25 protein-coding genes are annotated in these 24,745 nt (G+C 47.9%); 18 read left to right on the plus strand and 7 right to left on the minus strand.

Features of this window, described 5'->3' with window-relative positions; translation table 11 throughout:
* The first annotated feature begins 90 nt into the window (after window positions 1-90).
* The 9 genes from BSEL_RS02380 (at window position 91) to BSEL_RS02425 (ending at window position 12,681) form a co-directional block, all read left to right on the plus strand.
* Window positions 91-1,473, plus strand: a complete 1,383-nt coding sequence (locus tag BSEL_RS02380) for an ABC transporter substrate-binding protein (RefSeq protein ID WP_013171415.1) — start codon at window positions 91-93, stop codon at window positions 1,471-1,473.
* 113 nt (window positions 1,474-1,586) lie between these two features.
* A complete protein-coding gene (locus BSEL_RS02385) occupies window positions 1,587-3,293 on the plus strand; it encodes a sensor histidine kinase (RefSeq protein WP_013171416.1) in 1,707 nt (568 codons plus the stop codon).
* 5 nt (window positions 3,294-3,298) lie between these two features.
* Entirely contained in the window at window positions 3,299-4,873 is a 1,575-nt protein-coding gene (locus tag BSEL_RS02390) for a response regulator transcription factor (RefSeq protein ID WP_013171417.1), read from the plus strand.
* Window positions 4,870-6,012: a glycoside hydrolase family 88 protein gene (locus tag BSEL_RS02395; RefSeq protein ID WP_013171418.1), complete on the plus strand. Its 1,143-nt coding sequence runs from the start codon at window positions 4,870-4,872 to the stop codon at window positions 6,010-6,012. Before BSEL_RS02390 ends, BSEL_RS02395 begins: the two co-directional genes overlap by 4 nt.
* Window positions 6,005-6,655, plus strand: coding sequence for a YesL family protein (locus BSEL_RS02400; protein ID WP_013171419.1), 651 nt, complete (start codon window positions 6,005-6,007; stop codon window positions 6,653-6,655). The genes BSEL_RS02395 and BSEL_RS02400 overlap by 8 nt, the downstream gene beginning before the upstream one ends.
* 151 nt (window positions 6,656-6,806) lie before the next feature.
* Window positions 6,807-8,273, plus strand: coding sequence for a heparinase II/III family protein (locus tag BSEL_RS02405; protein WP_013171421.1), 1,467 nt, complete (start codon window positions 6,807-6,809; stop codon window positions 8,271-8,273).
* Window positions 8,274-8,750: 477 nt separating this feature from the next.
* Complete coding sequence (gene gnpA, locus BSEL_RS02415) at window positions 8,751-10,925, plus strand: 1,3-beta-galactosyl-N-acetylhexosamine phosphorylase (protein ID WP_013171423.1); 2,175 nt, start codon at window positions 8,751-8,753, stop codon at window positions 10,923-10,925.
* Between the two features lie 143 nt (window positions 10,926-11,068).
* Window positions 11,069-11,701, plus strand: coding sequence for a bifunctional 4-hydroxy-2-oxoglutarate aldolase/2-dehydro-3-deoxy-phosphogluconate aldolase (locus tag BSEL_RS02420; RefSeq protein WP_013171424.1), 633 nt, complete (start codon window positions 11,069-11,071; stop codon window positions 11,699-11,701).
* A gap of 5 nt (window positions 11,702-11,706) precedes the next feature.
* On the plus strand, window positions 11,707-12,681 hold the full coding sequence (locus tag BSEL_RS02425; protein WP_013171425.1) for a sugar kinase: 975 nt from the start codon (window positions 11,707-11,709) through the stop codon (window positions 12,679-12,681).
* 80 nt (window positions 12,682-12,761) lie between these two features.
* Here BSEL_RS02425 and kduD read toward each other — a convergent pair whose 3' ends face one another.
* The 3 genes from kduD to trhA form a co-directional block, all read right to left on the minus strand.
* The gene (gene kduD, locus BSEL_RS02430) at window positions 12,762-13,517 is read right to left on the minus strand and encodes a 2-dehydro-3-deoxy-D-gluconate 5-dehydrogenase KduD (RefSeq protein WP_013171426.1); all 756 of its coding nucleotides are present in this window, start codon (window positions 13,515-13,517) and stop codon (window positions 12,762-12,764) included.
* Between the two features lie 10 nt (window positions 13,518-13,527).
* Window positions 13,528-14,358: a 5-dehydro-4-deoxy-D-glucuronate isomerase gene (kduI, locus tag BSEL_RS02435; RefSeq protein WP_013171427.1), complete on the minus strand. Its 831-nt coding sequence runs from the start codon at window positions 14,356-14,358 to the stop codon at window positions 13,528-13,530.
* A gap of 223 nt (window positions 14,359-14,581) precedes the next feature.
* A complete protein-coding gene (trhA, locus tag BSEL_RS02440) occupies window positions 14,582-15,232 on the minus strand; it encodes a PAQR family membrane homeostasis protein TrhA (protein WP_013171428.1) in 651 nt (216 codons plus the stop codon).
* Window positions 15,233-15,355: 123 nt separating this feature from the next.
* Here trhA and BSEL_RS02445 point away from each other — a divergent pair, with 123 nt between their 5' ends.
* Both BSEL_RS02445 and BSEL_RS02450 read left to right on the plus strand, forming a co-directional pair.
* A complete protein-coding gene (locus BSEL_RS02445) occupies window positions 15,356-15,916 on the plus strand; it encodes a DUF1836 domain-containing protein (protein ID WP_013171429.1) in 561 nt (186 codons plus the stop codon).
* Between the two features lie 123 nt (window positions 15,917-16,039).
* The gene (locus tag BSEL_RS02450) at window positions 16,040-16,384 is read left to right on the plus strand and encodes a hypothetical protein (protein ID WP_013171430.1); all 345 of its coding nucleotides are present in this window, start codon (window positions 16,040-16,042) and stop codon (window positions 16,382-16,384) included.
* A 50-nt stretch (window positions 16,385-16,434) separates the two neighbouring features.
* Here BSEL_RS02450 and BSEL_RS02455 read toward each other — a convergent pair whose 3' ends face one another.
* On the minus strand, window positions 16,435-17,046 hold the full coding sequence (locus BSEL_RS02455; protein ID WP_041581684.1) for a trimeric intracellular cation channel family protein: 612 nt from the start codon (window positions 17,044-17,046) through the stop codon (window positions 16,435-16,437).
* Between the two features lie 107 nt (window positions 17,047-17,153).
* On the opposite strand from BSEL_RS02455, the gene BSEL_RS02460 reads away from it, so the two are divergent.
* A complete protein-coding gene (locus tag BSEL_RS02460; RefSeq protein ID WP_041582175.1) occupies window positions 17,154-18,161 on the plus strand; it encodes an acrylyl-CoA reductase family protein in 1,008 nt (335 codons plus the stop codon).
* Entirely contained in the window at window positions 18,158-18,568 is a 411-nt protein-coding gene (locus tag BSEL_RS02465; protein ID WP_232970483.1) for a VOC family protein, read from the plus strand. Before BSEL_RS02460 ends, BSEL_RS02465 begins: the two co-directional genes overlap by 4 nt.
* A gap of 60 nt (window positions 18,569-18,628) precedes the next feature.
* Here BSEL_RS02465 and BSEL_RS02470 read toward each other — a convergent pair whose 3' ends face one another.
* The 3 genes from BSEL_RS02470 to BSEL_RS18145 are packed head-to-tail and all read right to left on the minus strand — an operon-like array spanning window position 18,629 to window position 21,489.
* Window positions 18,629-20,059, minus strand: a complete 1,431-nt coding sequence (locus BSEL_RS02470; protein ID WP_013171434.1) for a dihydrolipoyl dehydrogenase family protein — start codon at window positions 20,057-20,059, stop codon at window positions 18,629-18,631.
* Window positions 20,056-20,718 carry a TVP38/TMEM64 family protein gene (locus tag BSEL_RS02475; RefSeq protein ID WP_013171435.1) on the minus strand — a complete coding sequence of 221 codons (663 nt, stop codon included), beginning with the start codon at window positions 20,716-20,718 and terminating at the stop codon, window positions 20,056-20,058. The genes BSEL_RS02470 and BSEL_RS02475 overlap by 4 nt, the downstream gene beginning before the upstream one ends.
* A 30-nt stretch (window positions 20,719-20,748) precedes the next feature.
* Entirely contained in the window at window positions 20,749-21,489 is a 741-nt protein-coding gene (locus BSEL_RS18145) for a glycine/sarcosine/betaine reductase selenoprotein B family protein (RefSeq protein WP_240679517.1), read from the minus strand.
* Window positions 21,490-21,631: 142 nt separating this feature from the next.
* On the opposite strand from BSEL_RS18145, the gene BSEL_RS02490 reads away from it, so the two are divergent.
* The 5 genes from BSEL_RS02490 to BSEL_RS02510 are packed head-to-tail and all read left to right on the plus strand — an operon-like array spanning window position 21,632 to window position 24,688.
* Window positions 21,632-22,015: a GntR family transcriptional regulator gene (locus BSEL_RS02490; protein WP_013171438.1), complete on the plus strand. Its 384-nt coding sequence runs from the start codon at window positions 21,632-21,634 to the stop codon at window positions 22,013-22,015.
* Window positions 22,005-22,907, plus strand: a complete 903-nt coding sequence (locus BSEL_RS02495) for an ATP-binding cassette domain-containing protein (protein ID WP_013171439.1) — start codon at window positions 22,005-22,007, stop codon at window positions 22,905-22,907. Before BSEL_RS02490 ends, BSEL_RS02495 begins: the two co-directional genes overlap by 11 nt.
* Window positions 22,882-23,616: a hypothetical protein gene (locus tag BSEL_RS02500; protein ID WP_013171440.1), complete on the plus strand. Its 735-nt coding sequence runs from the start codon at window positions 22,882-22,884 to the stop codon at window positions 23,614-23,616. The genes BSEL_RS02495 and BSEL_RS02500 overlap by 26 nt, the downstream gene beginning before the upstream one ends.
* Window positions 23,616-24,341, plus strand: coding sequence for a hypothetical protein (locus BSEL_RS02505; protein ID WP_013171441.1), 726 nt, complete (start codon window positions 23,616-23,618; stop codon window positions 24,339-24,341). The genes BSEL_RS02500 and BSEL_RS02505 overlap by 1 nt, the downstream gene beginning before the upstream one ends.
* Window positions 24,338-24,688 carry a hypothetical protein gene (locus BSEL_RS02510; RefSeq protein ID WP_013171442.1) on the plus strand — a complete coding sequence of 117 codons (351 nt, stop codon included), beginning with the start codon at window positions 24,338-24,340 and terminating at the stop codon, window positions 24,686-24,688. The genes BSEL_RS02505 and BSEL_RS02510 overlap by 4 nt, the downstream gene beginning before the upstream one ends.
* Window positions 24,689-24,745: the final 57 nt, after the last annotated feature.

The raw sequence follows: 24,745 nt of genomic DNA on the forward strand, positions 1-24,745 counted from the left end.
CACAAGGATATCAATATTGTTCACCTTTAATGAAATTACAGGTGGCTATAATAGACTTGTAAGCGCTATTATATAAGAGGAGGGTCTACAATGAAAAAACAAAGAATGGTACAGGCTGCAATGGCAGGCACACTGGTTGTTTTAGCCGCATGCGGCAATGAGAATGTCGATGAAGCGGGAGCGGAAAATCAGTCTCAAAATGAAAATGACGTAAATAATGCGGCTGAAGAAATGAACGAAGCCGATCAAGAACCGGTGACAATCAAATGGTACAACTGGGACAATGATGTGATGGCACAAACGTCTGAGCAGTATATTGCTGACTTTGAAGAAGAATACCCACATATCACAGTTGAATCAATTTCCATGGTACCGGGTGATTCACTGGGAACCTTGCAAAATCTTGATATCCTTCTTTCTTCAGGAGAAAAAGTTGATGTCATTTCATTTCCAAATGTCGACAGCCTCTATCAACGAGCAGAGATGGGAGCTTTGGCTCCGCTCGATGAATTTTATGACAATGAAGGTATCACGCCAAATGATGAGTATTTTATAAATCCAATGGTAAATGACGATTACTACGGGATTCAGTACAATGCGACACTCAACTTCATGATGTTAAACAAGGATGCTTTTGATGAAGCCGGTCTTGATATTCCTGATGCAAGCTGGACTTGGGCAGATTTTGAAGAGTATGCCGGGCAGCTTGTCAATAAAGAAGGAGATAATCAGCGATATGGTGCTTATTTCCATACGTGGCCGTTATACATGAATCCTCCTGCACAGACGTTAATGAAGCATCCGTTCCTCTATGAAGATGGAACAACGAACTTTGCAGATGAGTCGTTCCCGGAAATGTTTGCAATGAGAGAGCGTCTTGAAACAGAAGGGATTACAAAGACATATGCAGAGTCACTCGGTGCAGATCTTGGTTACCGTACAGAGTATTTTAATGAGAACGCCTCAATGCTATTGACCGGTTCATGGATGATTGGAGAAGCCGGTGATACGGATCTCAATCCGCATGATTTCACAACGGCTTTTGCACCAGTTCCGGTTTTAAATGAGGGTGATCCTTCTGAATACTACATGGGTGGGAATTTCTTCGGAATTGGTAACACCAGTGAGTATAAAGACGAAGCATATCTGTTTGCGAGACATGTCTCAACAAATCTGTCTGACTCACGCTCTGAGCTTCCGGGTTGGAAAAAAGGAGACCCACAGCCGGTTGTAGAACGGATGATTGATGGTAATGAAGATCAAATTGATGTTGATTCTCTGATGTATACACTGTTCGGGGATGATATTTCTTATCTTGATGCTTCGCAGATCAGCATTACGTATGCAGGAGAACTCGATTCGATTCTAGTTGACGGTTTTGGGATGTATATGCTGGATAATGAACCGCTTGATGAAGTGCAGGCTTGGATGGTAGAGGAAGCAACAAAGGTTATTGACAGCTACAACGAATAATCGACTTGAATACAAGATGACGTGACAGCTTCTCTTGAGCCCGATAAACAACGACATGTTTATCGGGCTCAGAGACTATTTTCATATAGCGGTTGGTATAGGAGGAATGGAGCATGAACAGACTGCGAAGGCAAATATTCTCAAAATCATACAGTCGGCGTATTCAGTTCATGTTCGCTTTGTTTATCTTGCTTCCCACGATTACCCTGTCTATTATTACCTATCAGTCAGATAAGCAGAACATTGCAGAAAAGATGGATTTCTATAACGAAACCATCATTGATGTTATCGCGAATGACATCGACAAACTGACAAATGATCTGATTTTTTCTTCGCATTTTCTTATACAGGATAAAGGATTCAAGAGCGCTATTGCAGAAATCAGTGATCGGGATGGTATCCAGAGTCTTACGGCTTTTCAGCAGTTTGAATATATCAGAGAACGTTTTTTGTCGATGGAGACAAGAACGTTAAATCAAAATATCAGTATGTTCTATCTGAATGATGCAGGATTGATTGTCACGTCGCGAAGCATGCCATTATCTCAGGAAGATATTCAGAGGCAGTGGCTGTCTGTCAGTGAAAATCTGAATTTGCAAACTGAAATGATCATTCAGTATTTGGGTAAAAGTTATGACGGATCCCAACACTATTTTACCAGGGTAATCCCCCGTGATTTGAGTACAGGTAATCAGGGTTTATTAACCATTATTGTATCCGATGATTATTTCCAACAGCTGTTTGAACCGGTCAGCTCCGGTGCGATCAGGTTAAATGATGATAAAGGAAACATGATTGCCGGGAGTGAGATCGATACCGCTGCCCGCGACTCCTTACTCGAGAGGACGGTATCGCCTTTTGGATGGAGTCTGTATTACGAAACGCCGAGTCAACAGATCAATGAAGAGCTGAATCAAAGTTTTTACAGCAGTTTGATGATCATATTCTTTCTGTTTGTCGTATTTATTATGCTATCGATGAAATCGGCCCGTCAGCTTTCTCGTCCAGTTGAAGAACTGAAATTGGTTGCCGATCAGTTTAGTCAAGGGAACAGAGGGGCAAGATTTCAAGTCACGGGAGAAGATGAAATACAGTCACTGGGTGTATCGGTCAACCATATGCTTGATGAAATTAACGACTTGATCGAACGAATTGAAAAAAAAGAAACACAAAAACGGGAATTGGAACTTCATGCACTCTATGAACAAATTCGACCGCATTTTTTAATGAATACGTTAAATTCCATTCGCTGCAGTCTAGAGATGGAGGATGATGAGTTTCATAGTAAAAAATTGTACTCTTTAACAATGTTGCTGCGTAAGTATTTAAAAATTAATGAACCTTCAACTCTTCGAAATGAAGTGGAACTGTTAACCCACTATATTGACATTATGGAGATGAGAAAGGGAAGATCCTATTGGCTGAAAGCGTGGCTTTCAGAGGAGACACATGAAGTTGAAATTCCATTTTTGACGTTGCAACCTATAATTGAAAATGCGATCCTCCATGCCTTCGAAGATCCCGAGCACCATCCAATCATGGAGATTCGTGCAGAGATAAAAGACGAATGGTTTCATGTGACGGTTTGGGATAATGGATCAGGCATCTCTCAGAGTAAGGTTGATCAATTAAACCGGTCGCTAAAAGATACACGCTTGGAATATTCCAAGCAGCAAGGTGATTCATTGGGACTTGTCAATATTGCTGAGCGACTGAAGCTGACGTTCAGCGAACGGGCAACTCTTGTGATAAACAGTGAACGAGGCAAGGGAACAACGGTTCAGATTCTCATACCTGTGTCTGATATGAAGGGAGAGTGACGATCTTGGCAAACAAACTGAAAGTGATGCTCATCGATGACGATTTGCCAATGTTAAACTATTTGAAGAAAATGGTTGACTGGACCGATTTGGGGTGTGAGGAAGTTCGCAGTTATTCATCCGGCAGTCAGGCGTTGACTGATTTCAGAGTCTGGGAACCGGATCTTGTCATTTCAGACATTGGTATGCCTCAAATAGACGGAATCACGCTTGCCGGTAAAATGAAAGAGTTGAATCCGGAATTTATGCTTGTTTTTTTGACCTGTCATGAAGAATTTGATTTTGCACGAAAAGCAATTGGTCTTCAGGCGGAACGCTATATCATTAAGGATGAGCTGTCAAAAAGTGAACTGGGCGCAGTTTTTGAGGAAGTGTGCAGAAAAGCAAGTGATATGCAATTAGTAAGTCAAGAGAAGGCCAAGCAAGGTTTCGAGCAACAAAAAGCGGCCTTTGTAAAATGGCTGATTTCACCTATAGACCAGGAAGAGCCGAAGCAACATATCTGGTATGAGTCCAGTTACAGAATCGCTTATATGCACGTTAAATCGGAATACGATCCAGAAGCCAATACCCGAACGTCTCTTAAAAAACTATATCTGTCCGTTTCAGAGCAAATCAGTGATAAGGAATCAGTTGATGTATTTCTTGTTGATGAGGGACTGCTCTTTATAATGAATTATAAAGATTCGATTAAACAAAACTATGCAGGTCGATTTCAACGACTTCTCGGCGACATTTGTGATGATATCAAGAACAGAGATTATTCCGTTTCAGCAAAGGTCTATACTCAGGCAATGACGTTCTCTGAACTTAGTGAGTCAGTCAGATCACTCTTGTTTAAGAAACAGAACGGATATTTTACCCGCGGGAGTTTGCTGATTCTGCTTCAGACACTTCAACCGGAGGTGTGTCACCCGGTTAATCATGTCATTCAGGATAGTCTGAATCTTGCCTCTCAGGCTGTGATGGACGATGACACAGACCGGATTAATCAAGCGATGGCGTTGCTTCTTGATCAGGTATATGATATGAGAGTTCATCCTGAAGAAATTGAGGAACGGTTGATAAAAATGGTTTATCAGCTTGAAATCAAAAAAGGGACTGAGCATAGCGATGTTCATTTTGCGAAGCGCTTGAAACAATCAGTTACATTTGAAGAGGCCTGGATAATGACGAGACAGAAATTACATTCACTACAAACCGTTCCGGAGTCATCGCAGGTATTGCCAGTGGATACTTCGAAACTGAAACGAATTGATGAATATATCTCAAGTCATTTGCATGAATCCATCACCTCTACAGACGTAGCAAAGGCGCTGTATTTAAATTCAAGTTATTTTTCAAGGTACTTCAGAAAAGCGACGGGCAAACGCTTCACCGATTATGTCTATGAATACAAAATAAAAATTGCAAGAGACTATTTGAAATACTCAAATGAGAGTATTGAAGAAATTGGAGCTGAACTGGGGTTTACAGAACGGACGTACTTTTCAAAGGTGTTTAAAAAATACACAGGTATGACGCCCAGTGAATTCCGTACGAAAACTCAATCCAATGAAAAGGAAGGCGTTTCGAAATGACACCCTCTGACATAAAAAAATTAATCATTAAGCGAACGTCACGTAATCTGAAAAAAACGGGAGGGCTTTACCCTCATGTTGGTGATGACGGCATCTACCGCCTCATCAAAAATGAGGATTGGACAAATGGATTTTGGTCAGGTGTTTTATGGGAGTGTTACGAGGGTTCAGGGGACTCTGTTTTTTTGAATGCAGCAAAAGAAGAAACAAAGTCCTTTGAAAAGAGAATGACTGACAACGTCGTTCTCGATCACCATGATCTCGGATTTCTTTATTCACTCTCTTCTAAGGCTGACTGGATCATAACTGGAGACGAATCGGCACGATTACTCAGTATTCAGGCAGCTGATCGACTGTTGCAGCGCTGGCGTTCTGTGGGGGGATATATTCAGGCTTGGGGAAATAAGGGAGATAAAACAGAAGGAGGACGCATGATTATCGACTGTCTCCTCAATCTGCCGCTGCTATTCTGGGCCACAAAAACAACAGGAAACAGCAAGTATGAAGTGGTGGCAAGACAACAGGCAGAACAGACTCTTCGCTATCTGGTTCGTGGTGATGGCAGTTCCTATCATACGTTTATCTTTAATCAGAAAACGGGTGAACCAGTTGGTGGAACAACACATCAGGGAAGCTCCAACGGTTCGACCTGGTCGAGAGGCCAGGCCTGGGGTGTATACGGATTTGCACTTTTATACCGGTTTACGAAAGAGGAGCGGTATCTCGTAAAGGCAAAGGAAATGCTTGATTATTTTCTTCGGCATCAGCCTGAACAGGGTTTAATTTCATGGGATTTTAACGCGTCGCAAAAGGAAGAACATTACACCGACAGTTCAGCGATGGCGATTGCTTTGTGCGGAATGCTGGAGCTAAGGGAATGGACTGACCCTTCAGAGTCAGAAAGGCTGGATACCTGCATCAATCTATTTATTCAAAATCTGGCTGATTATGCACTGATTAAAGAGGACGATCCAGAAAAGGTGACAGGTCTTCTTCATCACGCTTCTTACTACGTCAGAGGAGGAGATGTGCCTGATGGTTCTGTCATCTGGGGGGATTATTTTTTTACCGAAGCAATCATGAGAATGACGGATCAACGGACAGGCTACTGGTATGAGAGGAGCAGTTTTCATGAATAATTGGATCATGAATCGTTTGGAAGCAATGGGGAATTGGGTGTTCGCGCTTGCGTATGTAAATGTTCTTTGGCTTCTCTTTACTCTTGCAGGCGCAGTCGTATTTACAATTACCCCTGCAACTGTCGCGATGATGACATGCATACGAAGATGGAAGGAAGATCCTTCATATACGATCCGCTTTGATGAATATAGAAAACTGTTTAAATCAGAGTTCAGGGAAGCAAGTCGTTTGAATCTGTTTCTGTTGCCGGTGCTGATTATGCTTATATTGAATACAGGGTTGTTGCTTCATTCACAAATGGAAATTCCTCTTATACTTATGGTGATGTATATCATTTCCGTCGTGTTTTCAGCTGTCATGTTTATGCATATTTTTACGGTTTATGCTCTGTTGAACAAGCGGTCTTTGCAAGCCGTAACTGCATCTGTTGTATTTGGTTTCTCACATCCGTTCCATTCAATGATGTCGTTTCTTCTGATCGTCCTGGTGTTCCTTTTGATATTCAGTACATCAGGTCTGGCCATGTTTTTTGGCATCAGTCTTATCAGTTATGTACTGTTTCGCAGAAACTGCATGTTATATGAAAAAGACCTCTCAGACGATGAAGAGCCGCGACCCCATACGGAGGCGGTCAGTTTATGAATGTTGACTCCGGACGGTATTTTTTTTCCGCATCTCAAGTACAAAATATTATGAACCTTTGCTCTGTCCACGATCATCAGGCGGTTGATAGCGTCTTGTGCCGGGCGGACGCGGCGATGGACAATCGTTTTTTTTCAATTGGATATTCGATATGGAGCCATGCTCTGACGTTGTGACTCTTCCCTTGCCAATCGACTGGACATACTGTCACAACGATGATCTTGAATGGACGTATATGCTGAATCGGATGAAGTTCATGGAGGATTTGGCATTTGCTTCATTATACAAAGGAGACAATCGCTACAGAGACTCATTTGAATTCTATTTGGAGGACTGGATGAGGCAACACGGGGATGGGGAGACAGCGGTTGTCTGGCGAAAAATAGATTGCGCACTCCGTATTGTCCACTTAATTCGTGCCAAAGCGTTTCTTTGTGCCTGTCAGTCATGGAATAACCGTTGTGAGAGTCTGTTCAGCCGGCTTGCAGGTCAAACTTCTGAATATCTGCTCAGGTCATTTACGTCAGTAGACGCCCAAAGCAATTGGGGCTTTATTGAGACGAATGCACTGATTCAATTGGCAATCATGCAGACTGGAAAAGCCGGTTTCGCAGAGACAGTTAAGGAAGCAATGAGACGCCTGGAGCTGATGGTAACGTTACAAATCGGTGGAGATGGCGTTCACCTGGAGCAGTCACCGGGCTATCATCATGAAGTGTTGCGGAATTTGTTTGAATGTGTCCATCTATCAGAATTAAATGGTATCTGTGTACCGGCTGACGTAAAAGAAGGACTCAAGAAGATGTTTAAAGCCTCATCTCGGATGATCCGTCCAGACGGATCTCAGCCGCAGTTTGGAGACAGCGATATCCTGGATATCAGACCATTCATGGCCCTTGCAGCTTATCGGTATCATGATGAATCATTTGTTCCCCCGTTGTTGGGTACAGTGACGTTTGACACGCTTTGGTATACTGCCGGAGACCTGTTCTGCCACCAAGAGCGGTATATAAAGGATTCGAATGACCCTCTTAGGGATTGGCTTGAAGACTCAGGTCTGCAAATTGCAAGAAGCGGATGGGAACGTCACAGTGACTATGTTTGTATGAACGCAGGGGAGATGGGACTATCCGCTCACGGGCATGATGATCTGACACATTTTGAATGGCTGGTTGACGGTGTCCCGTTTGTCATCAGTACCGGAAGAGGGACATATCGTGAATCCTCTTTGCGCAAGCAATTGAAGACGGCGAAGGGTCACAATATGGTCTTAATTGATGATAAAATGCCTTCGACTTATGGTGACACATGGTCATGGCTTCAGGAAGCGGCCCCGGTTAACGCGAAAATGACATCAGCTAAAGGGTATACGTATATGCGTGCAGCCCATGACGGATATCTGTCTTTACAATCAGGTGGACTCATTACCAGGGAACTGATCTTGACACCGAGAGGAAGCCTTGTTGTGATTGATTCAATTCTTGGTGGTGGATCTCATCATTATCAACAGGCGTTTCATGTGAGTGAACGGTTCACTGTATGGAAGCCAAATAAGCAGACTCTCAGATTCAATTACGCTTCATTATCAATAAAAATGCAGCAATGCACCCCCGGTTGACAAAATCGTTATTCACAAAGATCTGTATTCGCCCCGCTATAACGAAGTCAGGGAATCGGATGTGATTGTCTCAAACGTAAAAACGGAAGGTCATTTCAGGTTTGTTACGGTATTTGGGAAAGAGCATAAAGGTTTTTTGGAGGCAGAGTGGGTCGAATTGTACGATAAGGCAGGCAAGCTTGCGGATCGGGGAGATCATACATCTTTGAGACTTCACTACGGTGAAGCGGCTGAAACTATTGTTATTTCCCATAAGGGCAAGCGATACGTTGAGTTTGAGGGAGAGCAGCTCACGGACTGTATGTGGTTTGGATCATCTTGAATTAACTGGATAGGGTTTGACAGACAAGACCGGACTGAATGGTGCCGGTCTTTTTGATGTATAGAGTATACACAATCGAGTCAAAATCCTGCACAGTCCTTCTTTTTATCTTTTATATAATACAGAGAGAAGGAACTCAGGAGGGGATGAAGATCATGAAGAGGCCAGTAAAAAAGGGACGTGTCACAATTCCGGGGCAAGAAGGTATGGATGATGTCATTGCAAAGTTGATCGAGCGTTGGGGGGCGGACGCCATCCGTGATTCAGACGGCACGAAATTGACTGAATACGCGAAGTCTCTTACAGATAAAGTCTACTCAAAATACTTTTTTTCCCGTGGGGATCAAAACTACGCTAGGAAAAATCAAAATCGGTCGCAGCATTTTTATCTGATGAGCGAAAGGTATACGGCGAAGGAGGAGCCTTTGTCGATTCGCATGATGGATACCTATTATGACAGGCAAGTGGAACCTGAAATCCGCTATCACCCCTCTGAGTGGTGGGAAGTCATAGATCGGACTACTGGATGTGTTCTGGGGACCGATCAGTGGGAATATGATGAAGAACGTATGGAGGTGGTCATTCACAGTCCGTCGCCTTGGCATGAATATACGGTGTCATTTTTAGCGCGACAGCTGTGGGATCCTGTTCATATGTACAATTCACTGACGAACGGCTGGGACGTGGAACCACATATGCCGTATAACCCATTCTTCCCTGAAACGAGAGACTATCTTCTGTCAAGGCTCGAAGAGTGGCTTGATGATCACCCTGACACTGACGTTGTAAGGATAACTACATTTTTCTATAACTTTACCCTTGTATTTAATGAAGAGGCAAAAGAGAAGTATGTTGACTGGTTTGGTTACGGTGCCACCGTAAACCCTGAAGCCATTGACGCCTTTGAAAAAGAATACGGATACAGGCTCAGACCTGAGGATTTTGTTGATGAAGGGTACTATAATTCGCCGTTCAGAAATCCGAGCAAAGCGTTCAGAGACTGGATATCTTTTATTCAGGATTTTGTTGCCGAGCTGGCCCGTGAATGTGTAAGTCGGATTCATGATCGGGGTAAGGAAGCCATTATGTTTCTCGGTGATCATTGGGCAGGTACCGAACCATATGGAAGCAGGTTTAAGAGTATAGGGCTTGATGGTGTGGTTGGTTCGGTTGGAGATGGGACAACCCTGCGAATGATTGCCGATATTCCCCACGTATCGTATACGGAAGGACGTTTTCTGCCTTACTTTTTCCCTGATGTGTTCTGTCCGGGCGGAGATCCGGTCGCTGAGGCCAATGACAATTGGCTGAAGGCTAGGCGGGCATTGCTTCGCAATCCGCTTGATCGAATCGGTTATGGCGGATACTTGGATCTCGCAGTGGAATTTCCGGATTTCGTTGATCGGGTAGAAGAAATCACTGATGAGTTCAGAGAGATTCATGATCGTTCAAAAGGCGAAAGGCCACGTCATTTAAGTTGTAAAGTGGCCATTCTGAACAGCTGGGGCTCACTCAGAACATGGATGTCTCATCAGGTGGCACACGGTTTATGGCACAAGCACGCCTATTCTTATTCGGGCATTCTCGAAAGCCTTAGCGGACTGCCTGTCGATGTCACGTTTATCAGCTTTGAAGATGTAATTGAAACGGGAATACCAAAAGATGTCGACGTGATTATAAATGCCGGCAGTGCAGGAACTTCCTGGAGTGGCGGTGATTGGTGGGAAAATGAAGTACTCGTTTCCCGTCTTCGTTCATTTGTGCATCGGGGCGGTGGGTTTATCGGTGTGGGCGATCCTTCAGCGGTCCAATATCAAGGCGCATATTTTCAACTGGCTGATGTATTAGGCGTTCAAAAGGAGGTCGGTTTCAGCGTAAATACCGATAAATATACGGATGCGATTTGCCGCTCACACTTTATCCTCGAAGATATTCACGAAAAGTTGGATTACGGAGAAGGGACATCTGGAATCTTTCAACTGCATTCAAAAGTTCAGATTCTGGATGAGTCTGATGGAGAGGTAAAACTCTCAGCTAACGAATATGGTCGGGGGAGAAGCACCTATGTGGCAGGATTACCCTACTCTCCGCAAAATGCAAGGCTTCTCTTGAGAATGATTGTTTGGAGCAGTCATAAGGAACGTGAATTGGATAACTTTCTACCTACAGACCCGGAAGTGGAATGTGCAGTTTATGATCGGGAACGTAAGCTAATTGTGATTAATAATGCATGGTCACGAAAAGCAGGTGCAATCAGTCTTCCTAATGGTAAAGAAGTGAGATACGATCTCTTCCCGGGAGGTTATGAATGGTACGAACTTATTCCATGATGCTGGGCCGGACTTATTGGAAGTCCGGCTGTCCGCAGTAGTTTCAAGACGATCTGTAAATATGATCATGAGAGGAGGCGGCAATGGGGTTGGTAGCATTATCTCATTGAATAAGAGATTGCTGGCCGTGTGCCGACATAATAATGAAAACAATTACTCAAGATTTGATGAAGCATAAACTGGTTGCCATCATAAGAGGAACCGGACGGGAAGAAGGATATCCGACGGCAAGTGCGATGATTCGAGGAGGGTTTCGATTTCTTGAGGTGACATTAAATACAGAAGGTGCAATGACTGTTATTGAAGAGGTGAATGACGTCCATGGGGGTGATGTCTATGTGGGAGCAGGGACGGTCATGAATCGGAATATGGCGGAAGATGCTGTTTCGGCAGGGGCGCGATTTCTTGTTTCGCCGCACTTTGACCATGATGTTATGGCGTTTGCATATGAAGCGGAAATACCCTATTGGCCGGGAAGTTTAACGCCTACAGAAATTATCAGTGCTTTTGAGTCAGGCGCCGATGTCGTGAAAGTTTTCCCGGCAGGAGTTATGGGTTCTGATTATCTGAAGGCGCTGTCGGGACCTTTCCCGGATATTCCGCTTATGGTAACTGGAGGGGTTCACCCCGGGAACATCCGTAACTATTTCGAGGCCGGGGCAACTGCAGCCGGCATTGGGGGCGATTTATGTCATCTCCCTTCAATTCGTGCAGGGCAGTATGAATCAATAGAAGCAAAAGCAAAGACATATGTGAATGCGATGAAGGAAAGGTGATTAAAATGGCAGACAAGCCCTATGATATTGTAACACTGGGTGAGAGTATGGTATTACTGCAGCCTCTGACAGAGCGCATTGGTCCATCAGCTCACTTTGTTCCTTCGGTTGGTGGAGCTGAATCCAATGTTGCAGCAGCTCTTGCACGTTTGGATTTGCGGGTGAGGTGGATCAGCCGTCTCGGGAATGATCCATTCGCAAAAATCATCATGTCGGCTTTGGCTGGAGAAGGTGTCGACCTGAGTTGTGTTGAAAAAATAAATGGAGAACGTACAGCAGTTTATTTTAAAGAAGATTCTTTATTTGAAGATCCGCGAGTCTATTACTACAGAAAAGAATCGGCTGCGAGTAAATGGAGAAAAGAACACGTCCGGGATGTTTGGTTCGAAGACGTCAAGCATCTTCATATAACCGGTATTACCCTTGCTTTGGGAGAAGGTACAAGAGAGTTTGTTGTATCTGCAATGAAAAAAGCATCTGAACGTGGGTTAACCGTATCATTTGATCCGAACGTACGCACAACTTTAAAGGATCCTGTATTTTGGAAAGAGGCCATTGAGGATGTCCTTCCATATGTAGATGTATTTATGCCAGGCAGGTCCGAGGCAGTTCTTTTATTTGGAAATCAATCGGATGAAGCCCTGATTCAGGCAGGACTTGATCACGGAGCAACTATTGTGACAATGAAGCTTGGAGAAGAGGGCTCCTTAACCGGGAGCAAATCCATGCTTCACAGGGAGAAAGGTTATCCAATACGTACAACGGTTGATACAGTTGGAGCAGGTGATGCCTATGCAGCCGGATTTTTGTCGGTTATGACGGCGCATAAAATCAACGTAGATGATTGGATCCCAAATGCAGCCAAGAGGGCAAATGTTATGGGTGCCATAGCGACAACGTATAAGGGTGATTGGGAAGGGAGCCCTTTACTGCATGAACTCAATGATCTATTGGAGGGACGGGTTATGGAATTGAGATAATGAAACACAAAAAACGCCGATAAGGCGTTTTTTGCTGCTCTTTATTTGAATCATGGTTGGTTCTGTAGGTCTTGTGGAGGTTATGAACTGAGCCAGCCACCATCAACGGCCATGATGTGTCCGGTCATATAGTTTGATGCATCTGATGCAAGAAATACAACGGGACCTTGCAGATCAGCAGGGGTTCCCCATTCGGCCTTTGGAATTCTTGAGGTAATGAAAGCGTTGCGTGATTCATCGGACCGGATCTGCGCAGTGTTGTCTGTAGCAAAATAGCCCGGTGCGATGGCATTAACCTGAACGCCTTTTGCTGCCCATTCATTGGCAAGGGATTTCGTTATGCCGGCAACGGCATGCTTGCTTGCCGTGTAGGAAGGCACCCGCAGTCCTCCTTGAAAAGAGAGCATGGAAGCGATGTTGATGATTTTTCCTGATCCTCTGGCTATCATATGCTGCCCAAATCCTTTTGACAGACGGAAGACGCTGTTCAAATTCAGGTCAATCACACTGTCCCAATCCTCGTCACTGAAATGTTCAGCTTCGGCCCTTTTGATGGTGCCTGCATTGTTGACGAGAATATCGACAGAACCTGTTTTATTTATCGCTTCTTCTACGATTCCCTGGATGTCACTTTGAATGCTCAGGTCTTTTTCAATATCAAAAAAACGTCTGCCGAGATTTTCGACGAGTTTTTTCGTTTCTTGCTGTTCACTGAAACTGATTCCGATAATATCAGCTCCGGCTTCTGCCAGCCCAACTGCCATTCCCTGACCAAGACCTCTTGCTGAACCTGTCACGACGGCTGTTTTTCCTTCAAGTGAAAATAAACGTTGCATGGTAACCCTCCTATCGTAAGTCTTCCATTGGGATAAAATCCATGTCAGTAAAGGTATAATTGTCTCCTGCCATTGCCCAAATGAATGTGTAATTATTCGTACCTACACCAGAGTGGATTGACCATGGCGGAGAGAGAACGACCTGTTCATTTTGGACAACAAGATGTCTTGTTTCATGAGGCTGTCCCATGAAATGAAACACCCTGGAGGATGCATCCATATCAAAATAGAGGTACACTTCCATACGCCGATCGTGAAGGTGGGCAGGCATGGTATTCCACATATTGTTTGGTTCAAGCAAGGTCATGCCCATCATCAGTTGGCAACTTTGTATGCCGTCTGAATGAATATATTTATAGATGGTGCGGCTGTTTGACTCGGCGTTACTGCCAAGTTTGACCGGAGTAGCATCTTTGATTGGCATCAGAGTAACAGGATATGGTGTATGCGCATTAACTGATACAAAATAAAGCTTTGACGGGTTGTCAGGATTTTTACTCTTGAAAGAAACATGTTGATTTCCTTTTCCGATATACAGGCAGTCCCGTTTGTTCAGTTCGTACGTTTCTCCTTCAACATTCACCAAAGCCGGTTCGCCTATGTTGACGATGCCCATCTCTCTGCGTTCCAAGAAGTACTCCGTTTTCATTTGTTCGATAATCGGGAGTTTGATCTCCTCTTCTTTTGGCACGACTCCACCAGTGATCACCCGATCATAATGGGAGTATACAAGATTGAGCTCCCCTTCAATAAAGAGGTTTTCCATAAGAAAATCGCTGCGAAGTCGATCAGTGGTGTAAAGCTTAAAATCTGTAGGGTTCGTAGCATGACGTATTTCCATTGCATTCATTCCTCCTGGTTGTTTTTGATTTTGAATGACTGATTCAGACTAATCATACTAACCTTTAGTATTTGCTTACAGGTAGAAAAATGACATCATTCAGGAGAAATGTGCATCATTTTTACTTCTTTTTTTCAGATGGCAAAACGCGAGCTACAGCCGCATGGCATGTAACTCGCGTTATAAGACAGATGGCGAATGATAATAAACAAGAAAAGAGTAATCATCCGATGACGAAAAAATAGACGCTGAAGTAGTGAGCGAGGCTTCCAAAGAGGATGAAGAGGTGAAAGACTTCGTGAAAGCCGATAGAGTTCAGGATCGACCAGTCCGGCTTGATCGCGTAGAGGACCCCGCCGATCGTATAAAGCACACCGCCGGCAACGAGGAGGACGAGTCCGGTTGGATCAATGACGGACGTAAGCGGCACGACAAAGAACACGATGAGCCAGCCCATGCCGATGTAGATGCCAGTGGAGAGCCAGCGCGGAGAGTGGAACCAGATCAGCTTGAAGGTTACACCGGCGATGGCCATGGCCGTGACAATGCCGAAGAGTGCCCAGCCTGCGGGCCCCTGCATGGCAATGAGGCAAAAAGGGGTGTACGTGCCTGCGATCAGAATATAAATCATCGAATGATCGAGCCGTCTGAAAAAGGCGATGACACTGTCGCTTGCAATAATCATATGATAGGTGGCAGATGCGGTATACAGGAGGATCAGACTGAGGCCGAACACAGTCACAGCGGCGATTTCAAGGGTCCCGAAGCCGGCTTCTGAAGAACGGAACAGCATGGCGACGAGGCCGATCAGGGACAGAACAGCACCGGCCCAATGTGTCAGGCTGTTAACGGGTTCACGAATAAAGGTGTGCATAAATTCATCTCCACTTCATTACGTAGTTTTCAATACTACATGTAATGATATATGATAGATGATAAGTGGTCAATGCTTAGAATGAAAGTGATGACATCTATCATAGGTGAGGATGTGACGAATATGACAAAAGAACCTTCAGACTCTTTGGGCAGGATGATTCGCACAGAAGACATCCCGACAATTGATCTCTATATGGATCAGATCATCCAATTATTTGAGCAAACTTTTGCGGATACAAAAAGGGATAAAAGTGATAAAATTATGACAAAGACGATGATTAATAACTATGCAAAAGGAGGCTTGCTTTTCCCGATTCAGAAGAAACGGTACTCAAGGGAACATATAATGCTCATCGCACTGATCTATGAACTGAAAGGCATCCTGTCTGTCCACGATATCAAAACGGCATTAAGACGGATTTCCAGGGAAGGTTCGCCAAAAGAGATGAATGACGTTTACAGCCGATATCTCAAGCTGGCTGATGAGAACCTTCAGTTGTTCAAAGATGAAATCAGTAAGCATAAAAAGCGGGTGGAGAGCCATATCTTGGAGATGGAGACGGATGAGGAGGTTCAGGATGTTCTGATGATTCTCGCATGCGTGAACATGAGCAATCTGTACCGCCGGATGGCCGAAGAACTGATCGATGATCTGGCTGATCCGGATGAGGATTCCCTGTAAGTGAAGGCTTCAAGGTGCATGGTTGTGTGAAATCATCAAAACTGATCTCTCCCGATTGTATTCATCCGATCTATCCCGTAAACTGGAAGTACACGTCAGATCCCATAAGGGAGAGAATATAAAATGGGACAATTTTTTATTCAGCAAAATCCGTATGACAAGAGACTGAATATCAAACTCGAAGGGATGTTTTCTGACCGGGATTGGCATGGTTTAATGGAATCTTACCGTAAGCAAGTCGAGATGATTGAACCGGAAGAATACCAGATTGAACTGGACTGTACGGCATTTCCGCTTGCCGCGGCATCACAGTGGCAATGGCTTGAAGAGGGCTATCAGCTCTTTGATGCCCAGGCGTTCAGACGGATTTCCCTGATCATCAGAGAATCCGCGGACCGCCTCGATCATTCCTTTCACGAGGCTGTGATGAATGTCAGGCTGCCGAAGCTTGAACTCCGGGTTGTATAGAACGAAAAAGAGCGAGGCCGGAATGATCCGGTCTCGCTCTTTTGATGCGTTTACTTCGTCAGTGGCTGAAAGGACTGATACGGCAGATGCCACTGTTTCTGAACCGATCCGAGCCGCAAAAGGACAACGGCTGAGACGATAAGAAAGGCCCCGATGTCACTGGTGACAAGGCCTGATCCGATCAGAAGCCCCGGGATCAGCGTCCAGGCGATGTAGATCTCTTTGTGTAAAAACATCGGTTTGCGCCCGGCCAAAACGTCGCGCACCATCCCGCCCCCGGCACCCGTTAAAGCGGCTGCGGCAATCGCGGCACTGATCGGCAGCCCCATCGATGCGGCGAACAGCGCGCCCTGTGCGGAAAAGGTACCGAGTCCGATGGCGTCAAAGAATACACCGCGCTTTTGCAGTGTCCAGTTGAGGATGTTCGGGAAGAAAAAGGCCAGGGTCATCACGAGAAAGGCGAGCGTGAATAGGGCCCCCTGATTCCACAATTCGGTGACGGGGATGCCGATCAGGAGATTACGGATCGCACCGCCGCCAAAGGCGGTAATAAAGCCGAGTATATAAACGCCCATCAGGTCGTAGCGCTCTTCAAGTGCGACGAGCACACCACTGAGGGCAAATGCAATTGTGCCGATGATATTGAGAATTTCCCACATGATTACCCCTGCTTTCGTGTTGGTAACCAGCTTATAATAAGCGATTTAAAATGAATTTGCAAGGGAATGAGACAGGGGGAGAAAAAGATTCAGTGAAAGGGGAATGGACGATGACAAACGAAACATTTCAGGCCTTTTTGGCAAAGGGCGACGGAACGGGTGAAGTCGTGAACCGGACGCTTGAGGAGTTACCGGCCGGTGAGGTGACAATCCGTGTCAGCTATTCGGATGTGAATTATAAGGATGCCCTGGCCATGCATCCGAAAACGAAGGTCGTCCGGGACTATCCGACGGTACCCGGGATTGATCTTGCCGGAACGGTGATGGCCTCTGACGATAAGCGGTTTAAGCCGGGGGACCGGGTGATCTGTACGAGCTACACGCTCGGCGTTGGTCATGACGGCGGATACAGTGAAGTGGCACGGGTCCCGGGGGACTGGGTTGTGCCAATGCCTGACGGACTGACAGAACGTGAAGCGATGCTCATGGGGACGGCGGGGTTCACGGCGGCACTCTCCATCGAGCGTATGGAGGAGGTCGGTGTCTCACCTGATAAAGGGCCGATTCTAGTCACCGGTGCGACGGGCGGTGTCGGGAGTATGGCGATCGCGATGCTGAAAAAAAGAGGCTATACGGTGACGGCAAGCACCGGTAAGCTGGCCAGTGAAGACTACTTGCGAAAGCTTGGTGCGGACGAGGTGATTCACCGGGATTCCTTAATCCCGGAACAGCCTGCACCTCTACAAAAGACTGTTTGGGCCGGTGTGGTGGATGCCACTGGCGGCGCGCCCCTTGCGGCGATCCTGCCGGCGGTTAAACAGGGCGGTGCCGTGGCATTGAGCGGGATGACGGCGGGCGTTGAATTTACGACGACGGTCATGCCGTTTATTTTGAGGGGTGTCAGTATCCTGGGCGTCGATTCGGGATTTTGTCCAATGGATCTGCGCGGGAAGGTATGGACACGCGCAGCCGGGGACCTGTATCCCGAAAACCTTGAGCATACGCTCGAGGAAGAGGTGACGATCGGGGAACTGCCCCGCATCTTTAACCGGCTCCTCGAAGGTCAGGCCGTTGGCCGCACGCTGGTCAGACTCGGTCAGGATAAGGGGGATGCATGATGACGATCAGAGGGATCGCACATATGGCCATAACGGTCAGGGATATGGAGAAGAGCCTTGCCTTTTACTGCGATCAGCTCGGCTTTGACCATGCCTTTCAGGTGAAGGATGAGAAAGGGAACCCGTGGATTGAATATGTGAAGGTTGCGCCGAAGCAGTATATCGAGCTCTTTCACGGCGGGAACGAGCGACCGGAAGAGCCGGACAAAGCGATCGGGTTTCACCATGTCTGCCTGCTTGTTGAGAGCGTGGCAGACACGGCAAAGGCGCTCGAAGATCAGGGCGTTCCGTTAACGGTTCAGCCGAAACGCGGCCTCGGGAAGAACTGGCAGTGCTGGGTCAATGACCCCGATGGCAACCGTATCGAGTTTCTTGAACCCGATGGGGATTCGCCGCATAACCAATAAATAAACAGAAGAAAGCCGGAATGTCCTCATCAGGGGCATTCCGGCTTTCTTCGTATGGGATCAGCGCTTTCGTTTCAGCTGCATCCATTTCTCCGATGCATACGGAATGAGCCCGTGGGCCATGCGGCTCCGCCAGTACTGATCCGAAGCGCCTTTCAACGCTTCCACATGGGTCGGATACGGGTGGACGACAGTGGAGAGAGTGTGTGCGGCGTCGCCGCGTTTCATGACCCCGACCGCTTCCTGCATGAAGTCACCGGCACCGTGCCCGACGGCGTGCGCGCCGAGGAGGCGGCCTTTTTTGTCCGTCAGGAGCTTGACGAAGCCGACCGACGCACGCTCTGCGACGAAGCGGTCCGTGCTGTTCAGCGGCTGTTTTAAGATCCGGTACTCGGTCCCCTGTTCTTGCAGTTCCTCCTCCGTTTGTCCGAGATGGAAGACTTCCGGGTCGGTGAAGGTCACCCAGGGAATGGCATTGTAGGAGACTTTGGTATGAAGGCCGGTGATGAGCTGTTGGACGACGTGCTTCCCTTCGACGCCTGCGACATGGGTGAACTGAAGTCCGCCGTTGACGTCACCGACGGCATAGACGCCGTCCGCCGTCGTCCGCAGGCTGCCGTCGACTTTGACAGCACCGGTTGACTCGGTTTCGATGCCGGCAAAGGAGAGGTTCAGTCTTCCTGTATTCGGCCGTCTTCCTGCAGCGACGAGGATCTCATCGGCTTTGACGGTGACCTGTTTACCGTTCTGTTCGAGAAGAAGCTGTTTTTCGTTCTGTTCGTTCACAGTGACTTCTTTGACCATGGCTGAGCCGATGAACGTCAATTCCTCACTCAGGACCTTGGTCATCGTCTCGCGGACTTCGCCGTCCTCGCGGAACAGCGGTGTATCTGCCATGTCGATGAGCGTCACTTCGCTTCCGAGGCGGGCGAAGGCCTGAGCCATCTCGGAACCGATGGCACCGGCACCGATGACGGCGAGCCGGCGCGGGAGTGTCTCGAGACTGAAAATGGTCTCGTTCGTCAGTGGACCGGCTTCTTTCAGTCCCGGAACCGGCGGGATGACGGGAGATGAGCCGGTTGAGATGACGATTTTTTCGCCGCGGATCGAGCCCGTCCCTTCGATGGCGATGACGTCACGTTCAAGAAAGGAGGCATATCCGTCGTATACATCGACGCCCATGTTCTCAAAGCGCTCTTTGCTGTCATGCCCCTGAATATCCGTTATGGCGTCCTGGACTTGCTGCATGACGGCTTTTATATCCACGTCTCCGGTGACGGACAGCCCGAATGCACCGGCCTGTCGGGCCTGGTGGACGGTTTTCGCCGCAGCGATGAGCGCTTTTGACGGCACGCAGCCGACGTTCAGGCAGTCGCCGCCGAGGGCCTTACCTTCGATCAAAGCGGTCTTCGCCCCGAAAGAAGCGGCACCTGCGGCTACGGTCAGTCCCCCAGATCCGCCTCCGATGACGATGACATCATACTTTTTCATGCACATTCTCTCCTTCGTCGTCCAGGCCGATTTTGCCGGACAGTTTTTTTTCTGAGCAGGATCGGGACAATCATAAAGACGAGAAAGATGGCGACGGCGGCTGCGATCTGCCAGGGATTAAGCGTCACAAAGCTCGATCCGAGAAAGGCATAGGCAAAGGTACCCGGAATGATCCCGATGAACGTGGCGGTGATAAAGGCCCGGAATTTGACGCCTGCCGTGGCGGCGATGTAGCTGATGGCGTCGAAATTGATCACCGGAATAAAGCGGAAGATCAGGACGTAGACAAAGCCGTTGTGGGCCATTTGCTTTTGGATGGTCGCGGTTTTGCCACCCTCTTTGACTTTGATCAGCCGTGAGCCGAGTTTCCCGCCGATGAGGTAGGCGATGGCTGCGGACAGGGTGGCTCCGATGACGATGATGACCGTTCCCCAAAGGGCACCGAAGGCCAGGCCGCCTGCGAGACTCATGACGGATGCAGGGAAGAGGATGATCGGACGGAGGGCATAGAGCGTAATAAACAGAATCGGTGCCAATGTCCCGAATCCGAGAATCCAGTTGCGGATCTCTTCCGGTGATACATCGAGGTATGAGCGGGAGAACCAGAGCAGTCCTCCTATTACTGCGGTTACAAGTGCGATGGTCAGCCATCTGTTCATGGGGCAGTCCCTTTCTTACACGCTCCGGCGTCAGTCTCGGCGCCAGCGGTATGGCAATTTTTGAATCTTCTCGTCGTCTTCTGTTCTGTTCTGAACGGCCTCAAGGAGATCGACGGTGATCTTCTCCTGGAGGTCGCTGCGCCCGGCCTGGCCGAACGTGCGGCCGAGGGGGAACTTGATGTGCAGCGCCCGGGGTACGGACACTTTTTCGGTCAAATCAGGCAAGTGCGTCACAGAGGCCGTTGCGATGCCGGCCTGTTCCGCTGCCTGCTGGATCAATCCCACGGATTGATGGCAAATGTATCAGCCGGGGGAGAGAAGAAGCACATCGACGTGCTCTTTTTTCAACTGTTTCAGAATAACGGGGATGCTTTCCTGATCTAGGCGGTCCGTTTCCGGAATATAGCCCATCATGCCGTAATGCGTCTTGGCAACGGATCCGATCCGTCCCTCTTCGGCGAGCTTCTTCAGTGCTTCAAGGGGGAAGACCGCGCCCGTGTCTTTATCCGCTTCCTCCGTGTCGTAATGGGTGTGGGTAATCATCAGCTGATCCGGGTCTGTGTCAGACGGAATCAGTCTGACAGACGGGTCACCCGCGTCGACATCGAAGCCCTCCTGTGATTTCAGGTGGACGCCTGCGGTCGTCAAAAACGCGACGTTCCAATTCGTCATCGGTTTTACCGGTGTCGTGAAAGCGTTCGTACGGTCACGATTATTGATGGTTCGGTTGGCTGAGAGCTTAAACAGCCAGTGCTTGATCTGCTTCAACATGAATATCCTCCCTTTCTGTCCTACAGTATAACGGAAACGGAGGGTGAAAGTCGTGCGGAATGCTTGATTGACAAGTCTGTCTGTAAGCTGTAATATCATTAGTACATTACTCCAGTAATGCACTGGGTCAGGTGGTGAACGGATGCTGTCATCGGATGATACAAGACCGATTTATAAACAGCTGGCAGAGTGGCTTGAAACGGAGATCTTAAGCGGTCAGTTCCAGGAAGGGGACAAGGTGTATTCCCAATACCAGCTCGCGGATCTTTACACCATTAATCCTGCTACGGCGGCGAAGGGGCTCACGATCCTGCTCGATGAAGGGATTCTCTACAAGAAGCGGGGCCTCGGGATGTTTGTCGCTGAAGGGGCGCGCGAAACGATTCTGACAAAACGCCGGGCAACAACCGTCAGGCAGTCAGCAAGGTCGTTTGTCAAAGAAGCAACATACGTGGGCATGACGGATGAGGAGATGCTTGCGTTGCTCAAAGAGATGCAAAAGGAGGCGTCACGGGATGAAGATTGAATGCAAGCAAGCGACGAAGCGCTTTGGAAGAAGGACCGAAGCGGTGAAAGACGTATCACTGACACTTGATCAGCCGTCCATAACGGGGCTTGTCGGACGTAATGGAGCCGGAAAGACGACGCTTCTTCAGCTGATGGCGGGGTATTTGAAGCCGACAGAGGGCAAAGTTCTGATCGGCGGGGAAGCCCCCTTCAACCATGAAGCGCTCGCTGCGAATGTGTCCCTGATCGATGATCGGATGGCCTTTCCGGAAGGGCTCAGCCTCGGTATGGTGATGAAGTTGGCGGAGAAGATGTATCCGAACTGGAATAAAGTGATCGGGGACGGGCTGTTTGCCTATTTCGGATTTGATCACAAGGCCCGGCATGAGGACCTCTCAAAGGGGAAAAAGAGTCTCTTTAATGCGGTGTTCGGCCTCGCGGCGCGTACAGACGTGACGTTCTTTGATGAGCCGACAACGGGGATGGACGAAGAAACACGCCGGGACTTTTACCGGGCACTGTTAAAGGATTACCTCGAGGAGCCGCGGATCATCCTCGTATCGAGTCATCATATCGGTGAGCTTGAGGATCTGCTTGAGTCGGTGATTGTCATGGAAGAGGGACGAATCTTCCTGCACGAAGACATGGCAGATCTCGACGATTATGCCTTTTCTGTAACCGGGTCGAATGAAGCGGTTACGGCTGCCGTCGCCGGGAAACACGTCCTCGACGAAGAAGCGGTCGGGCCGAACCTGAAACGGGTCCTGTTGAAGCGGGATATGACGACCATTCCGGAACCGTTCACGGATGCAGGATTCAAAGTGGGACGGGTGTCCGCAACGGAAGTGTGTCATGCGTTAACGAAAAGCCGGAAAGGAGCGATTGATGATGTCTACAGCCGCCAACACTAATACGATGACCTGGAATCTTGTCAGGATGAAGCTTGCTTCAAGCGGCTATGTCCTCTGGCAGCTGATGTTTTTGCAGGGACTCGGGTTTCTCTTCTCTTTGAATCCGAATGCGGGAGGGGGAGGCGGTATGCAGTTTATGTCGTACAGCTTCAGCTCGTATTCTGGAACGATTGTGTTTTTCTTTACGGTTATCTGGATGATGATCGTGACAGGCGGTCTTACCCTGAAGCGGGTACAGACCGGTGTGTTCAGTTTCCCGGCGACGAGGGATACGGAGGCCTGGTCAAACGGAATCATCATGCTCATTTACAGCTTTATCGGCGCCCTGACGGCCATATTGATCCAGTTCCCCCTGATTCTGATTCACCGGTTTGTCATGGCGACAGACGGAATTGTGATCGTGGAAGAAGCAACGCTTGCCGCCTATCTGTCCGGCTTTATCGGGACCTGGCTGTATCTGTTGCTTACGGGTAGCCTCGCTTATCTGATCTGGACGCTCTTTCAACAGCACGTCTTTATTCGGATCGGCACGGTTGCAGCATTGGCGATTCTCCTCTTTACGCCCGTGAACAGTGTGACAGGGTCCGTGTTTCTCTGGATCGCAGAGGAAAATGTGCTGACGGTCTTTGCCGTGAAGGCGCTGCTTGTGTCAGTGGTGTTCTATGTGAGTGGCTTTCTGCTCATGAGACGAATGGAGGTGATTCGCTGATGTCGCTGGTACTCTTTTCTCTTTTAAACATCGGAATCATGGTCGTTGTCTTTTATGTGTTATACCGGGTCTTTTTCTCGAGACTGCAGAACCGTTCTCAAAGCCTGTCTTTCCGCGCGTTCGGCGTCTATCTGGCACTTCTTCTCTTGGCCGTTCCGTTTGTGCTCATTGTGGACGGAGATGAGACTGAGCCCATGCAAGAAGCCGAACCCGGGATGCTTGAGACGGTAAGAGAAGACGTGATGGCGCTCATTGAAGCAGGCGATCGGGAGGGGCTGATGACCGATCACCGCACGGAAATACTGACACTTTCCGCTTCGGAATGGCCGGGCGGGATTTCGGCGACGGAAAATCTGAATGGCATCCACTTGATCCGCGACACGGATCCGGCCTATGGAGATGACATCACGGTCACCTTCGTGTATCCTCATAGTGAGTTCAATGAACGGGTCGTGACTGAAGAATTGCCGGAGGTGGGCCTTGAAGAGACCGATGACGGAATCAGTCTGAACTTTTCCGATCAGGAGCTTGTGTTCTCTTTCATCACACCGATGATTACCGTCGAACAGTTTTCTGACGGGGAGGAAGGGGATCATCCCTTCATGAGCACGAGCTTCACCTCCTCACAAAGCCAGCCCATCGTCTGGATCCAGTCGGCGGAATGGCTTCCTGTAGACGGTTATTTCAGCGAGACGACCCGAATTGAAAGGCAGGAGGAAGAATGAAAGATACGGTATTATTTACAGTGGAGCTGCTGCGGATTATTTTGATTTTGTTTGCGGCTCTTGTCGGGTATTCGCTGTTGAACACGTTTGTGATGGACTTTTTTGGCGGTCTGGATGTCTTTGAAGGGAATGACTTTTTCCGAACGTGGTTCTTTCTGCTTCAGACACTCGGGATCCTCGGTCTGGTCACGGTTCTGTACCGCAATAAGCTGAAGAAGTCCGGGTGGATGGCCAAATACCAGGGCCCTCTTCAGGCCCGGACGGTCTGGTGGATCGTGCGGATCAGTCTTGCGGCGATTGTCGCCTCTTACGGAATCTTTTTCGGACTGGTTGTATTTTCCGGGTGAACAGATGGTTGATTGTGGTAAAATAGAGTCGTATACCCAACTGTGTTGAAAAGGACG

The organism is [Bacillus] selenitireducens MLS10, assembly GCF_000093085.1.
GTDB lineage: Bacteria > Bacillota > Bacilli > Bacillales > Salisediminibacteriaceae > Salisediminibacterium > Salisediminibacterium selenitireducens.

Bases quoted from the DNA above. Each gene is read 5' to 3' on its own strand.
- BSEL_RS02380 (WP_013171415.1), top strand. From the start codon at position 91: ATGAAAAAACAAAGAATGGTACAGGCTGCAATGGCAGGCACACTGGTT.
- BSEL_RS02385 (WP_013171416.1), top strand. From the start codon at position 1,587: ATGAACAGACTGCGAAGGCAAATATTCTCAAAATCATACAGTCGGCGT.
- BSEL_RS02395 (WP_013171418.1), top strand. From the start codon at position 4,870: ATGACACCCTCTGACATAAAAAAATTAATCATTAAGCGAACGTCACGT.
- BSEL_RS02400 (WP_013171419.1), top strand. From the start codon at position 6,005: ATGAATAATTGGATCATGAATCGTTTGGAAGCAATGGGGAATTGGGTG.
- BSEL_RS02405 (WP_013171421.1), top strand. From the start codon at position 6,807: ATGGAGCCATGCTCTGACGTTGTGACTCTTCCCTTGCCAATCGACTGG.
- gnpA (WP_013171423.1), top strand. From the start codon at position 8,751: ATGAAGAGGCCAGTAAAAAAGGGACGTGTCACAATTCCGGGGCAAGAA.
- BSEL_RS02420 (WP_013171424.1), top strand. From the start codon at position 11,069: ATGAAAACAATTACTCAAGATTTGATGAAGCATAAACTGGTTGCCATC.
- BSEL_RS02425 (WP_013171425.1), top strand. From the start codon at position 11,707: ATGGCAGACAAGCCCTATGATATTGTAACACTGGGTGAGAGTATGGTA.
- kduD (WP_013171426.1), bottom strand. From the start codon at position 13,517: ATGCAACGTTTATTTTCACTTGAAGGAAAAACAGCCGTCGTGACAGGT.
- kduI (WP_013171427.1), bottom strand. From the start codon at position 14,358: ATGGAAATACGTCATGCTACGAACCCTACAGATTTTAAGCTTTACACC.
- trhA (WP_013171428.1), bottom strand. From the start codon at position 15,232: ATGCACACCTTTATTCGTGAACCCGTTAACAGCCTGACACATTGGGCC.
- BSEL_RS02445 (WP_013171429.1), top strand. From the start codon at position 15,356: ATGACAAAAGAACCTTCAGACTCTTTGGGCAGGATGATTCGCACAGAA.
- BSEL_RS02450 (WP_013171430.1), top strand. From the start codon at position 16,040: ATGGGACAATTTTTTATTCAGCAAAATCCGTATGACAAGAGACTGAAT.
- BSEL_RS02460 (WP_041582175.1), top strand. From the start codon at position 17,154: ATGACAAACGAAACATTTCAGGCCTTTTTGGCAAAGGGCGACGGAACG.
- BSEL_RS02465 (WP_232970483.1), top strand. From the start codon at position 18,158: ATGATGACGATCAGAGGGATCGCACATATGGCCATAACGGTCAGGGAT.
- BSEL_RS02470 (WP_013171434.1), bottom strand. From the start codon at position 20,059: ATGAAAAAGTATGATGTCATCGTCATCGGAGGCGGATCTGGGGGACTG.
- BSEL_RS02475 (WP_013171435.1), bottom strand. From the start codon at position 20,718: ATGAACAGATGGCTGACCATCGCACTTGTAACCGCAGTAATAGGAGGA.
- BSEL_RS02490 (WP_013171438.1), top strand. From the start codon at position 21,632: ATGCTGTCATCGGATGATACAAGACCGATTTATAAACAGCTGGCAGAG.
- BSEL_RS02495 (WP_013171439.1), top strand. From the start codon at position 22,005: ATGAAGATTGAATGCAAGCAAGCGACGAAGCGCTTTGGAAGAAGGACC.
- BSEL_RS02500 (WP_013171440.1), top strand. From the start codon at position 22,882: ATGATGTCTACAGCCGCCAACACTAATACGATGACCTGGAATCTTGTC.
- BSEL_RS02505 (WP_013171441.1), top strand. From the start codon at position 23,616: ATGTCGCTGGTACTCTTTTCTCTTTTAAACATCGGAATCATGGTCGTT.
- BSEL_RS02510 (WP_013171442.1), top strand. From the start codon at position 24,338: ATGAAAGATACGGTATTATTTACAGTGGAGCTGCTGCGGATTATTTTG.